This window comes from Bradyrhizobium sp. BRP56 (genome assembly GCF_020194035.1).
Classification (GTDB): domain Bacteria; phylum Pseudomonadota; class Alphaproteobacteria; order Rhizobiales; family Xanthobacteraceae; genus Bradyrhizobium; species Bradyrhizobium australafricanum.
This window is the reverse complement of record NZ_JADYVV010000053.1, coordinates 33,676-46,161: the sequence shown is the minus strand read 5'-3', so window position 1 is coordinate 46,161 and position 12,486 is coordinate 33,676. Positions and strand designations below refer to the sequence as shown.

General features: G+C 62.2%; 13 protein-coding genes. 6 read left to right on the top strand and 7 right to left on the bottom strand.

Annotated elements, in window-relative coordinates:
* Positions 1-96 precede the first annotated feature (96 nt).
* The 5 genes from I6F38_RS30505 (at position 97) to I6F38_RS30485 (ending at position 4,482) form a co-directional block, all read left to right on the top strand.
* Positions 97-243 (top strand): hypothetical protein, encoded by a 147-nt coding sequence (locus I6F38_RS30505; protein ID WP_212059617.1) that lies wholly within the window; start codon positions 97-99, stop codon positions 241-243.
* Between the two features lie 399 nt (positions 244-642).
* Positions 643-999: a hypothetical protein gene (locus I6F38_RS30500; protein WP_225163003.1), complete on the top strand. Its 357-nt coding sequence runs from the start codon at positions 643-645 to the stop codon at positions 997-999.
* A gap of 310 nt (positions 1,000-1,309) precedes the next feature.
* Positions 1,310-2,740, top strand: coding sequence for a PAS domain S-box protein (locus tag I6F38_RS30495; protein ID WP_212059525.1), 1,431 nt, complete (start codon positions 1,310-1,312; stop codon positions 2,738-2,740).
* Positions 2,737-3,345, top strand: a complete 609-nt coding sequence (fixJ, locus tag I6F38_RS30490) for a response regulator FixJ (protein ID WP_225163002.1) — start codon at positions 2,737-2,739, stop codon at positions 3,343-3,345. The genes I6F38_RS30495 and fixJ overlap by 4 nt, the downstream gene beginning before the upstream one ends.
* 879 nt (positions 3,346-4,224) lie before the next feature.
* Positions 4,225-4,482 carry a hypothetical protein gene (locus tag I6F38_RS30485; RefSeq protein WP_225163001.1) on the top strand — a complete coding sequence of 86 codons (258 nt, stop codon included), beginning with the start codon at positions 4,225-4,227 and terminating at the stop codon, positions 4,480-4,482.
* On the opposite strand, the gene I6F38_RS30480 is transcribed toward I6F38_RS30485, so the two are convergent.
* The 4 genes from I6F38_RS30480 to I6F38_RS30465 form a co-directional block, all read right to left on the bottom strand.
* A complete protein-coding gene (locus I6F38_RS30480) occupies positions 4,452-4,790 on the bottom strand; it encodes a hypothetical protein (protein WP_225163000.1) in 339 nt (112 codons plus the stop codon). The two genes, I6F38_RS30485 and I6F38_RS30480, sit on opposite strands and share 31 nt — an antisense overlap.
* Positions 4,791-5,084: 294 nt before the next feature.
* The gene (locus I6F38_RS30475) at positions 5,085-6,194 is read right to left on the bottom strand and encodes an MlaD family protein (RefSeq protein WP_225162999.1); all 1,110 of its coding nucleotides are present in this window, start codon (positions 6,192-6,194) and stop codon (positions 5,085-5,087) included.
* 16 nt (positions 6,195-6,210) lie between these two features.
* On the bottom strand, positions 6,211-6,948 hold the full coding sequence (locus tag I6F38_RS30470; RefSeq protein ID WP_212059532.1) for an ATP-binding cassette domain-containing protein: 738 nt from the start codon (positions 6,946-6,948) through the stop codon (positions 6,211-6,213).
* Positions 6,949-6,950: 2 nt separating this feature from the next.
* Positions 6,951-7,973: an ABC transporter permease gene (locus tag I6F38_RS30465; RefSeq protein WP_225163017.1), complete on the bottom strand. Its 1,023-nt coding sequence runs from the start codon at positions 7,971-7,973 to the stop codon at positions 6,951-6,953.
* Positions 7,974-8,244: 271 nt separating this feature from the next.
* Here I6F38_RS30465 and I6F38_RS30460 point away from each other — a divergent pair, with 271 nt between their 5' ends.
* A complete protein-coding gene (locus tag I6F38_RS30460) occupies positions 8,245-8,655 on the top strand; it encodes a hypothetical protein (RefSeq protein ID WP_225163016.1) in 411 nt (136 codons plus the stop codon).
* On the opposite strand, the gene I6F38_RS30455 is transcribed toward I6F38_RS30460, so the two are convergent.
* The 3 genes from I6F38_RS30455 to I6F38_RS30445 all read right to left on the bottom strand — a co-directional run bounded on the left by I6F38_RS30455 (position 8,642) and on the right by I6F38_RS30445 (position 12,398).
* Entirely contained in the window at positions 8,642-11,395 is a 2,754-nt protein-coding gene (locus I6F38_RS30455; protein ID WP_225162998.1) for a bifunctional acetate--CoA ligase family protein/GNAT family N-acetyltransferase, read from the bottom strand. The genes I6F38_RS30460 and I6F38_RS30455 overlap by 14 nt on opposite strands.
* Positions 11,377-11,853, bottom strand: coding sequence for a CBS domain-containing protein (locus I6F38_RS30450; protein WP_212059541.1), 477 nt, complete (start codon positions 11,851-11,853; stop codon positions 11,377-11,379). Before I6F38_RS30450 ends, I6F38_RS30455 begins: the two co-directional genes overlap by 19 nt.
* Before the next feature lie 71 nt (positions 11,854-11,924).
* Positions 11,925-12,398 (bottom strand): Hsp20/alpha crystallin family protein, encoded by a 474-nt coding sequence (locus I6F38_RS30445; RefSeq protein WP_212059543.1) that lies wholly within the window; start codon positions 12,396-12,398, stop codon positions 11,925-11,927.
* Between the last annotated feature and the right edge of the window lie 88 nt (positions 12,399-12,486).

Sequence of the window (12,486 nt, the reverse complement as noted above, 5' to 3'; positions counted from 1 at the left end):
TTCGTCTTGATCTCCCTCAATGCCCGCACTTGACCGGAATCAAGGCTCCGCGGCCCATGATCGACGATGTTGCCAGTCAGTCAGGAGAACAAAATCATGTTGCAGAACCTGCTCGCCTTGGTCGGAGCGCTCGCGATCGCTGTCGTGGCCTTCGTCCGGATGATGTTGCAGGCAAAGCGGCCTTCGCTAAGCCAGCCGGCCAGGTCAAACCCTGTCCGGCCCCATCGCCGCCGCCCGTTCTAGGCTGTCGGCGCCGTCTCGACCGTCTTCCCGGAATTTTGACGTGCGTCAATGCGGCACGACGCGTGCCGCTGGAAGATGTTGTTCCGTCAGGATTGTGCAAATGGCAGACCGAAGGGCTTGGCGCCCCATTATCTTCGCGTGTCCAACCACCGGTGATCGCGTCCAAGGCCTGCTTCCCGATGACGCGTCCGGACCTCTGGCTGACGATCTGCACTCGATCTCCTGCGCCGCCTGTGGCGGCGTCCACTTCGTCAACCTGCGAACCTGCACAGTCGTCGATCCCAAGCGCAGCTAGGTTGCAGCGCCGGTGCGGGCCGGAAGTCATCGAGTTGACGCATATCAACACGCAAGTGCTGCCCGTATGGGAAGCAAGGCCTCCCCCTACGAAGGATGTTGAACATGACAGACCAAAGCGAAGTCCGTCCCGTCTCCGATGCCATGCAGAGCAACGCGAAGCGGGCGATGGCCGTCCAGTCGGAATTCTCGGAAAAGCTGATCGAGGCGAACCGGCACTGGTTCGAGCAGATCCAGATCGAATCGAACGAGGCCTGGGAGCTCTTCCGCAGGTTCAATTCCACCGCCTCGGTGGCCGAGAAGATCACGGCTCTGCAGGACTGGGCCAAGGGTGCTACCGCGCGCGGCGCGAACGACGCGACGTACGCGATCGAGACCGCGCGTTCGCTGGGCACGATCGAGCTGAACCTGTTTGCACGAAAGACCAGCAGTGTCGACGAGGCTACTCAGAAGGCCGCCTGACGTGCCAGGACGCGACGCTCCACAGCGCCCAGGGGCCGGCGTCAGCGAGACATGGGAGGGGGTCGCGACGGCCCCCTTCGGTCGAGACCTAGAGCTCGCCGTGATCGAGGGCAACGCCATTCACCAGCTCGTCTTTCCTTGTCGCCGCATCCCGGGCGGCTGGGTAAGGGCGGAGACCGCCCAACGCATCGTGGTACAACCCACACATTGGCGAGCCTGGGTCAAATAGGTCATCTGCATGGAGCGGCTAGTGGCTTCGATCGTCCGAACGTTGTAATGTTCAGCGGGTCGAGGGCTTTGCCGGGGGAACATGTCCGACCACATCTGGTACCGCTATGGCACTGCCGCGGCAGCGGCCGCGCTCGTGTTCGCGGTGCGCGCGGGGCTCGATAACTATTTCGAAGACCGGACCTTCACGATCATCTTTGTCCCCGCCGTGCTGTTTGCCGCGTTCGCCGGCGGCCGCGGTCCGGCGATCCTCACCACCCTGCTCTGCCTCGTCGTCAGCGCCAAATTCCTCGGCAGGAGCCTGGTCACTGAGCCTGCGAATCTGATCGATATCGCCTGTTTTGCTGTCCTCGGTCCGATCCTTGGCTTTATGGGTGACCGGCTACTGAAGGAGAGCGATCAGGCGCGAAATCGCCAGGCCCATCTGCAGTCGATCCTCGACACGGTCCCTGATGCGATGATTGTCATCGACGACCACGGCATTATTCGCTCCTTCAGCGCTGCAGCCGAGCGCCTGTTTGGCTGGAAAGCGGACCAGGTCGTCGGAACGAACGTTTCGAGTCTGATGCCACAGCCGTATCGCGGCGAGCACGACCGGTATCTCGAGCGATACCTTACGACCGGCGAACGGCGCATCATCGGCATCGGCCGCATCGTGGTCGGAGAACGGAGTGACGGCTCGACGTTTCCGATGGAGCTCGCCGTCGGCGAGGCTAAGGTACGCGGAGAACGCTTCTTCACCGGCTTTATCCGCGATCTCACCGAGCGTCGGGCGCAGGAACGGCGGCTTCAGGAGCTGCAGTCCGAGCTGGTTCATGTGTCGCGATTGACCGCTATGGGTGAGATGGCGTCCTCAATCGCGCATGAGATCAACCAGCCGCTGTCAGCCATCACGAACTACATGCGCGGTGCGAAGGCGCTGCTGGCGTCGGAGATACCGGATGCTACCCGCATTCGGGATGCGCTCGAGCGGGCCGCGCAGCAAGCCCTACGGGCCGGCGACATCATCAAGCGTCTGCGCGAATTTGTCGCGAAGGGCGAGACCCAACAGTCCCTGGAGAGCCCGGCCACCCTGCTCGAAGAGGCTGTCGCACTAGCGCTGCTCGGCGCCAGGGAGCAGGGCGTCCGGGTGGCGATCCGCAGCGACCGGGACATGCCCCCGATCATCGTCGACAAAATCCAGATTCAGCAGGTCGTGCTCAACCTGGTTCGCAATGCGATCGAGGCGATGGCCTCGGGCCCGCGCCGCGAGTTGACCGTCGGCGTCTCCAAGACTAACGGTGTTGCGACGTTTACCATTGCCGATACCGGCCCGGGCATCAGCCCCGATATCGCCGACCGTTTATTTCAGCCCTTTATCACGACCAAGGAGCATGGCATGGGCGTCGGCCTCTCGATATGCCGGACCATCATCGAATCCCATGGCGGACGCATCGATGTGATGCCAAACGCTGGTGGCGGCACGGTTTTTCAATTCATCCTCCCGTTCGCGGAGGACGGAGAAGAAGCATGACAATGCGGCGTACAATTCTCGTGATCGACGATGATCCAGCTATGCGGGACTCACTGGCCTTCCTTCTTGACGTCAACGGCTTTGCCGTAACCTCTTATGAGACGGCAACCGATTTTCTCGATCATCTCGCCGGCAGAACAGTCGACTGCATTGTATCTGATATCCGTATGCCGGGCATGAGCGGCCTCGAATTGGTCCGCAAACTCAAGGCCGACGCAGTCGCATGTCCCGTCATTCTGATGACCGGCCATGGAGACGTCGCACTCGCGGTCGAGGCGATGAAGGCAGGCGCGGTTGACTTCATCGAAAAACCGTTCGAGGACGAGGCGCTCTTGCGTGCAATCGGCGAAGCCTTGCAAATGCAGTCGGCGGCCCCCGCCGACGGTACGGTCAAGCGCGAGGCCGAAGCTCGCCTTGTGGATCTCTCGCCGCGCGAACGTGACGTTCTGCGGGGGCTCGTGGCCGGCAAGATCAACAAAGTGATCGCCCACGACCTTGGCATCAGCCCACGAACAGTCGAGGTTTACCGGGCTAACTTGATGGCCAAGACCAATGTGCGCAGCATGTCGGAATTGATGCGGATCGCGATCGCTGCCGGGCTCTAGACGCATGCTCCTCCTGCGCAAATACCAAGAGCCAATTGAGTAAGGTGTCTCGACTCGCTCTGCCGATTCTCGCGCAAGGCATCCGCCAGATTGCTTGCCTGGATAACGGCCAGTCCGGTCAACCCACAAAATTTGAGCTCAACAATTGCGCACGTGCGGTGCGCAAGAGAGATCCTGAAATTCATCGCGTTTCGCCAACCGATTTGCTGCAAACGGGTTTCCCGATCTCACCTGGGCATGGGCGAAGCAATATGGGCTCGCCCGAGAGCGGCCTGCACAGACTATTGGGCCGCGAGATTCAACTCGCGTACCCTCTCCTATCGGAATCCAGCAACAGGGTTCTTCTTCGCATGGCGACGAGCAGGACGATCTATCGTCAATCCGTTGCAATGTTGCGTTCTGACGACAGGTGACGCCCGCAATGTGGGTCGACGTCAATCGCCGATCAACGCTCGCGCATGCTGTCGCACGGCCGCGACGCGACCGAGTAGCTGATCGTGCTGCTGCTGCAGCTTCGTCCTGGCCGCTCCGGCCGGACACACGGCGACCAAGCGGCTGATTTGGAGCAGTTGCAGCTCGAGCATCAATAGCACTTGATGGACGGACCGACGAAATTCCGCTCCGAACGCCACTCTTCGTAGTTCGCCCGGTGCGATTCCGGAAGGTGCACGACGTTTCCCATCACCATGACCCGATCCAAGTTCGAGAGGAGAAAGCCCAATGGCAAGCAAAGCTCCCTTTCGCGCCCATCAACAGCAACGAGATGTGCCCTATTCCGCCTTGATCCGGATCAAACGAAGTGAGCTGAGGCGGATCAAGATAGGTGTCATCGCACACTGCTTTGCTGGGTGAGGTCGACCGAACGAGAAAGGGGCATCGATGGACGAGATCACGCATTTCATTGCCCTGCCGTACGACCGGACCGATGGCGAACTTGTTCCGGGCCAGCAGGCCAAGTGCGCCAGCCCGGCCGCTGCGATCGAGCACGCCAAGCACTTATGGAAGACGTTCGGCCATGCTGGTGCTGCGGCGGTCGTCTGTACCGGCCATCCGGGTATGAAAACTACCGTGCTTCGGACATATGGGATGGTGCCAAACGAACTGGATCAGGAACGGTCTTCTCCTGACTCCCAGTAAAAATCAATCTTCGATTTATTGCGCTCGCTCAAATCGCCGCCCGCCATAGCATGCTTGAATAGAATCATTAGGACGATCGACCTCTCCTCCCTGGGGTTGCATCGATACTCAATGCCCGGCTTTTTGCCGGGCATCTTTTTGTCGAACACTGCGCCATATCCGTGAACCAGCGCATAGCCGACCTCGGCGCCCTGCTGGCGAGCCACGATTCTGCGGCTCGTGAGGCCGCCGATCTCTTCACATTTCGTGTCGCTGCAGCGGTCGCCTGATGGCGACTCCCCTTGCCGGTCTCGATGTCTGCTGTTCACCGGCGGCATCCGCGAGCACGCCCCGGAAATCCGGCAGCGCGTCTGCGATCGCCTCTCCTGTCTCGGCGTCAGCATCGATACGGCCACAACCGCGCAGGTCGAACAACGCATAGCCGCGGAGGGGCAGCCCGGTCGATGTACTGATCATTCCGACCAACGAAGAAGTCAGTATTGCGCGGCACTGCCGCAGCCTGCTGATCCCGAGCTGCTAGTTCGCAAGGCCTTTGGCTTAGCGGCAGCCGCGAGCAAGTCTGATCCAGGACAATCGTTGAGAGACCGCTGTAACGGTCTGATTCAGTCCGTCGCCGCAACCCACATCACAAGCTCGCGCGCGAGGGCGCCGAAGGCTCGATCGAATGCGGCTGCCGCCTCAGACGGTGTGAGCGAGTTAATTCCTTCAGATCCCTCAAGAAGCTTTGCGGCCTTTACTTGACCATTTCGATCCACGATCTTCGCGGAGAAGGAGATCGTCGCGCGCGGTTGAGGTCCCTGAGCAATTTCGAAACGGCGCAGGTCTATCAGGAGACGCGGCGCGCCTTCTACGCCGCTGTCGGCGCGCAGTGGCGCATGCTTGACGTCGTAATTCTCGAAGCTCTGCAGCAACCGCGTCTGCACCAGCAAAGGGAGACTATCGCTCCACTGCGCACCGTCGAATCCCTGAGTTTCCTCATCCGGCGTAAACAAAAAGCGCTGGGTCTGAAGGCGGGCGATCGCGGTCGGCTCCGCCATGACCAGCTGCTCGGGCAGATTCGCATGGCGTTGCGCTCCAAAGCTGTCCACCGCGTGAAGGTCATACGCCACCTTGCGCGGCGCGGGCGCACCGCCGCCGGTCATGCGTTCCAGCCCGGTCACGATGCCATCGAGCTTCGGCGTATTGCGCGCGAGTCCTTCGGCGAACGTGCTAAGATTGTCGATCGTGCTGTGCAGCGGGGCGGCATTCTCGGACAGGACGGCATCCACCCGACGTAGCGCATCGCGGGCAGCCTGTGTCATGCTCCGTCCAGCCCCCTTTTCGGCCACCAGCGGTTCGCGCGCCAACGGCGCCTCGGGATTGTCACCGCCTTCCAGCGCGATCACCGGGACACCGGTCAGTCCCTGGAAATCGAGGCCGACGCGCGTATCGCTATGCACCGGCGTGTACTCGGCGACCGCAATCGTGGCCTGAACCTCGCGCGGACGGTCTGGAACCAGCTCAAGCGCGGTCACTTCGCCAACGCGGATGCCATTGAAGAGAACACCCGCCCCGACCAGCAGCCCGGGCACGGGATCGGCGAAAACGAGCTGATATGTCTGCCGTCTTCCGATCCCCCCGACATTGTTCAGCCAGTAGACGAAGCCGAACACGGCGACGATCGCCGACAACACGAATGCACCAACGACGATGTAGGGCGCGCGAATTTCCATGTGCGTCTCTCTTTGCCTAGTTGCCGAGGCCCAGCTTCTGCGCCCGGGCGCCATGAAAGTAAGCCTGGACCCAGGGATGATCGGACTTGAGCACCGATGACAGCGTCCCGATTGCAGCGATCCTGCCGTCGGCAAGCGCGGCGACGCGGTCGCAAATGGCCTGCAGGCTGTTCAGGTCGTGCGTCACCATGAACACCGTGAAACGCAACGTCCGATGCAGCGTCCGGATCAAGGTATCGAATTCACCGGCAGCGATCGGGTCGAGACCGGACGTTGGCTCATCAAGGAACAGAAGCGGGGGGTCGAGCGCCAGTGCCCGCGCGAGCGCAACCCGCTTGGTCATGCCGCCCGAGAGCTCGGACGGAAACTTGTCTCCGTCTTCACGCGTCAGGCCAACCATCTCGAGCTTGGCGTCCGCGACTTCCTCCAGCAGCCTTGGTGAGAGCCGCGCCTGCTCGCGCAACGGAAACTGAATGTTCTGGCGAGCCGTCAAGGCCGAGAACAGCGCTCCCTGCTGGAACAGGACCCCCCAGTGGCGTTCATTATCGCTGGTGCCCGCGAAATCGATCTGCCCGCTCCGCTTCGGCAGCAGGCCGACCAATGTCCGCATCAGCACCGACTTTCCACCCCCGGACGCGCCCACGAGGCCGAGAATTTCCCCGTCGTTCACGTCAAGGCTGAGGTGATCGAGGACGATCTTCTTGCCAAAGCCGACCACCAGGTTGCTTATGTGGATAGCTGGAGTTTCGGGCATGGCTACATCCCGATCGACGCGAAGAAGACCGCAAACAGGCCGTCGAGCACGATCACCAGGAAGATCGACTTGACGACCGACGCAGTCGTCTGCTGCCCAAGCGATTCCGCACTGCCCTTCACACTCAGTCCCTCCACCGCGGCGACAAGTCCGATCACGAGCGCCATGAACGGCGCCTTGATGATCCCGACCTCGAAATGCGTGACGGAGACCGCCTCGTGGAGTCGCGCGATGAAGATTGCGGGGCTCATATCGCCATAAAGCCAGGCGATGAGCCCGCCGCCGTAGAGCGCCGCAAGCGAGCCGAGAAAGGCGAGGATCGGCAGCGCCACCACCAGCGCCAGGATCCGTGGCAGGATCAGGACTGCGACAGGATCGAGCCCCATGGTGCTGAGCGCGTCGATCTCCTCGCGCATCTTCATCGCGCCGATCTCGGCCGTATAGGCACTGCCCGAGCGTCCGGCCACCATGATGGCGACAATCAGCACGCCAATCTCGCGCAACACGAGGATGCCAACCATGTCGACGACATAGGATTCCGCGCCAAAGCGGCGGAAATGAAAGATGCCCTGCTGAGCAATGATGGCGCCGATCAGGAACGTGATCAGCAGCATGATCGGCACCGCTTGCCAGCCCACCCGGCCGAGCTGATAGACGGTCGACGTCAGTCGGAACGATCGCGGATGCCTGAAAATACCAAACAACGCTGCGCTGAAAGCGCCGAGCATATGCAGAAATGCCGCCGAATCAGACGCCAGCCGCCTGCTGCCGCGGCCGAGCTGATCGAGCCTTTGCAGCAACGGGTTGACTGATCTGCGTTCGGCCGAGCCGGAACGGTTCAGTCCTCGCACCTCTTCCAGCAGGTCGCCATATGGACCGTCGGCACCTGTGAGGGCCGCTCTGGTCGCGCGACCGCGGGCGAGCCTTTCAAGCAGCCAAGCCCCGACGGTGTCGAGCGCGGTGACACGCCGTATATCGATCGAGCCGATATCGGTGCTCGCGGCGTGCGCGCACAGCCGCTCCAGCGCCTCGACATTGGCAACGTTCCAGGCCCCACATGCGGTGAGCACGCGCGGATCATCCGCATTCGCTATCAGGGCCGGGGCGTTGAGCACGATTCTGACTCCAATTTGCAGCTCACCTTAGGGTGCTGGAGACGCCTGTGTTTGACCCAGCGCAATAGGCCTCACCGGGCCCCAAACCTGCGCTTGACCCAAATCAACGGCTTGGCAAGCCGCGGGTCTATGATTCAACAGCTTGCCCGACAACCTCAGGCATTCCCAAGGAGAATTTCTGATGAACCGCCCCGCCTTCAAGCCTTTGCAAAATACTGCATTGCCACACTCGTTCAGGCAGGTTCGGCTCGAGCGCGCACGCGAGCACGATCACCCCGACGGCGCGTCGACGATTGGCTATATCATCGTTGCCCCGCTCGACTCCGCATCGCGGATCGACGTCGAGACCTGGAAGGCCCATCGCGACGCCTGCCGCGTCGTTCGTCAGCGGCCTGCTGAAGATGATCGGCTCGGCCACCTCGTGCATGGTCCGGGCGACAGCTGGCGATTCCACTATGACGTGGCCGGCGCGGCGGCCGACGAAGCCGGTTATCATTTCGGCAATGAACGCTTCCGGCCCGGCGAGTATGTCTCAGTCCACGAGGCGGACGGCATGCATCCCTATCGCGTGGTCGCGGTCACGCCGCTTTGATCGCGCCCCGCCGGATCAGGATGTCGGTCCCCAAGGCATCCGCGACCGGGAGGGAAAGGTCGAGAACGACGTTGACGATCCGGTGGTCGGTCGGTTCAGTGGCGGCGGTGAACCCGAGTTCACGGCACATACTCAGCATGGTAGTGTTCTCCGCGAGCACTTCACCGGACAGCCGCTTCAGCCCTTCCGACTTCGCATAGTGGATCAGGAGTTGCATCAGCGCCCATCCAAGTCCTTTGCCCTTGAGATCGGACTGCAGCAGGACAGCGTATTCGGCGTTCTCATAGAGCGAATCCGAATGAAGCTGGACTGCTCCCACCATGGCGCCCGTACTCGGATCCAGCGCGGCAAAGGCCATTGCACGCGCGTAGTCGAGTTGAGTCAGCCGCGCAATGAACGTGTGCGAAAAGTTCCTCATCGCCTGGAAGAAGCGAAGCCTGAGATCCTCGGCGGTCACCCGACTGAAGAAGCTCTCAACCATTGGTTCATCTTCCGGCCGCAACGGCCGGACCACGACGCACGAGCCGTCCCTCAGGGCGAGCTCACCCTCCCATTGCGATGGGTAGGGCCGCACCGCAAGCCGGGTCTGACCGGCAAACAGCCGCGGTGGCTTGCGGATCGCCACCCGCGCGTCGAGCGCCAGCACGCCGGTCTCGTCCGCGAGCAGCGGATTGATGTCGAGCTCGGCGACTTCCGGAATGTCCGCCGCCATCTGCGCCAGCTTGACGACGGTCAGCGGCACGGCCCCAGCCGGCACGGCCGCGACATCGCGATAGGCAGCAAGTAGTCGCGAGACCCGGGTACGCCCGACCAGATCGCGCGCCAGGTTCATGTCGAGGGGCGGTAGCGCCAGCGCCTTGTCGTTGATCACCTCGACCGCGGTGCCGCCGCGACCAAACACGATCACCGGGCCGAAGGTCGGATCGTCGGCAATGCCGAGGATCAGTTCGCGTGCCGCTCGCCGCTCGATCATCGGCTGGATCGTCACGCCCTGCAGGATGGCATCCGGCCGCGCGCTCCGCGCGCGCGACAATACTGCCCTTGTTGCCTCGGCGACGCTTTCGCCGGTCCGCAAGCCGAGGATTACCCCGCCGACATCGGACTTGTGGCTGATATCGCGGGAGAACACCTTGACCGCCACCGCAAGCCCCCGAGCCAGAAACGGCGCAGCCTTGTCTGGGGCATCATCGGCATCACGGGCAACAACCGTCGGAACGATTGGAATATCGTAAGCCTTGAACAAGGCGACGATCTCGACCGGGTCGAGCCATCCTCGTCCCTCGGACAGAGCCTGCGCGATCACTCGCCGCGCCGCCGCCGTCTCCGGCGCAAACATTGAGGCGATACTGGGCGGAGTTGCGGCCAGCGCGATGGAGGCCTCGCGATATCTTACCAGATGCATGAAAGCGCGCACCGCGTCATCTTCGGTCGGAAAATGCGGGACGCGGGCAGTCTCAAAAATCGTGGCAGTTCGCTCATCGGTACCCGTCCACGCCGCGAGCACCAGCGGGGCGACCTCGCTCTTCCTGACCCGGCGGTCACGAACACATTGCGTCACCGCCTCGGCGATCCCCTCGGTCCGCGCAACCGCCGTCTCCACATTCAAGACCAGGACCGCATCGCTGTTCGCGTCATCAAGCAACGCGTCGAGGGCGGACACATAGCGGGTGGCGTCGGCATCACCCGAAATATCGACAGGATTGGCACGCGACCATCCGCGCGGCAGCACCTGATCAAGCCGCTTGACCGTCTTCTCAGTCAGGCTCGCAGGGGCGCCGCCGAGTTCGGCCAGGCGGTCGACCGCGAGAATCCCAAGCCCGCCGCCGTTGGTCAGAAGCGCCAGCCGATTGCCGCGCGGGACGAAGCCGCGACCGAGCAGCTCGGCGCAATCAAACAACTCACGCAAGTCGTACACCCGCAGCATCCCGGCACGGCGGAATGCGGCATCATAGACGGCATCCGAACCGGCCAGCGCGCCGGTATGGGTCGCCGCGGCTTTGGCACCTTGCGCCAGCCGCCCCGACTTGACGACGATCACCGGCTTCAGCCGTGCTGCGGCGCGGGCAGCCGACATGAACTTGCGGGCATCCTTCACGGCCTCGAGGTAGAGCAGTATCGCGTTGGTGTGATCATCCTGCGCGAAATAGTCCAGCAGGTCAGCGACGTCGACGTCGAGCTGGTCGCCGATCGACACGATGCCGGAGAAACCGAGCTGCCGCTCGGCCGCCCACGCGATCATTGCCGCCGCAACCGCGCCAGACTGCGAGATCAAGGCCACGCGTCCGTCGGATGGAGGATGGGCCGCGAAACTCGCGTTGAGCTTCGCGCGCGGCACCATCACACCGATACAATTGGGCCCGACGAGGCGTATGCTGTGCATGCGCGCCGTTCGTGCGACCGTCTCGGCTAGCGAGCCCGCGCCATGCCCGAGGCCCGCCGACAGGATCACCGCGCCAGCGACGCCAACTGCGGCAGCGTCTGAGATGATCCCGGGGATTGCGGTCGCCGGCGCCGTGATCACGAGAAGATCCGGCACGAATGGGAGCGACTTCAGATCGCGGAACGTCGCCTCGCCGTCAATCGCCGCGTAGTTTGGATTGACCACCGCAATCGGACCGGAAAAGCCGCTCGCCTTGAGGTTCATGAGCACCGCCAACCCGAGCGACGACGGACGCAAACTGCCGCCGACAAGCGCGACCGATCGAGGCGAAAGAACCCGATCTAGGCCAAACGTAGACATCGGGCGGTCTCGCAAGGAGCAAGCGGAGGCGCCTGCCGCTTCGTGCAGCGCGCCAAGGCTCGCATGACATCCTCGCGAGCAATGATACCGAGCAGGCGGTGATATTTGTCAACCACGGGCAGACTTTTCAGGCGATGCGCGACCATTAGCTGCAGAACGCGTTGCAGATTTGTGTCCGGTTCGACCGCGATCACGTCGGACGACATGATCTCGTCGACCGTCGTTCCCATCCGATCGTCATAATGCGGTAGTATGTGATCTGTCGTACAGGCAAATGCCTTCAGGGCGTCAAGCTTCGTGACGAACCCAACCACGACATCGTCGCGGAGCACGGGATAGGCGTCATAGTCGTCTTTGGCGAACAGCCGGTACAGATCGCCCACGCTCATTTCGGGGGCAACGCTTCGCACCGAAGTCGTCATGTTGTTCGCGACGGTTTCCTGGAGAAACTCGTACATGGCTAATCCCCTTTGAATGGTTATTTCGGTGACGCGTCGCTGCTTGACGAGCGACGCGCCCCACAAGACGGCTACGCGGCCGTCTTGATGTCGATCTGCTTGCTCTGCTTGGGAGCCGGCTTCTTGACGGTGACCTTGAGCAGGCCCTTGGCGATTTCGGCGCTGACGTCTTCGGCCTTGACGCCTTCGGGCAATGCAACGGACCGCGAGAACGCGCCGAAGCTGCGCTCGATCAGGTGATAGTCTTTGTCTTGCTCTTCGCGCTCGCTCTTCTTCTCGCCGCGGATCGTGAGCGTGTTGTCGGCAAGGTTGAGTTGAACGTCCTTGGTCTCGAGACCGGGCAGTTCGGCGCAAATCTCGATGGTCTTGTCGGTCTCGCTGACGTCCATGCGCGGCATCATCGCCGCAGGCGTTGCGAAGGGCGGAAAATTGCGACCGAATCCATCGAACAGCCGGTCGATTTCCTGCTGCAGAAACGTGAATGGATTGGCTTCCCGCCGCGCCACGGCGCGCTGGGTTCCAACGGGAATCATGTCCTTGATCATCGGTGGCTCCTGTTTGGGTCTTGGCTTTTAAGTCTCGGCTCGCGAGGCAAAGCTAATCCAGAACACCCAACGGGCGTTGACCGGGATC

Bases quoted from the DNA above. Each gene is read 5' to 3' on its own strand.
- I6F38_RS30505 (WP_212059617.1), top strand. From the start codon at position 97: ATGTTGCAGAACCTGCTCGCCTTGGTCGGAGCGCTCGCGATCGCTGTC.
- I6F38_RS30500 (WP_225163003.1), top strand. From the start codon at position 643: ATGACAGACCAAAGCGAAGTCCGTCCCGTCTCCGATGCCATGCAGAGC.
- I6F38_RS30495 (WP_212059525.1), top strand. From the start codon at position 1,310: ATGTCCGACCACATCTGGTACCGCTATGGCACTGCCGCGGCAGCGGCC.
- fixJ (WP_225163002.1), top strand. From the start codon at position 2,737: ATGACAATGCGGCGTACAATTCTCGTGATCGACGATGATCCAGCTATG.
- I6F38_RS30485 (WP_225163001.1), top strand. From the start codon at position 4,225: ATGGACGAGATCACGCATTTCATTGCCCTGCCGTACGACCGGACCGAT.
- I6F38_RS30475 (WP_225162999.1), bottom strand. From the start codon at position 6,194: ATGGAAATTCGCGCGCCCTACATCGTCGTTGGTGCATTCGTGTTGTCG.
- I6F38_RS30470 (WP_212059532.1), bottom strand. From the start codon at position 6,948: ATGCCCGAAACTCCAGCTATCCACATAAGCAACCTGGTGGTCGGCTTT.
- I6F38_RS30460 (WP_225163016.1), top strand. From the start codon at position 8,245: ATGAACCGCCCCGCCTTCAAGCCTTTGCAAAATACTGCATTGCCACAC.
- I6F38_RS30455 (WP_225162998.1), bottom strand. From the start codon at position 11,395: ATGTCTACGTTTGGCCTAGATCGGGTTCTTTCGCCTCGATCGGTCGCG.
- I6F38_RS30450 (WP_212059541.1), bottom strand. From the start codon at position 11,853: ATGTACGAGTTTCTCCAGGAAACCGTCGCGAACAACATGACGACTTCG.
- I6F38_RS30445 (WP_212059543.1), bottom strand. From the start codon at position 12,398: ATGATCAAGGACATGATTCCCGTTGGAACCCAGCGCGCCGTGGCGCGG.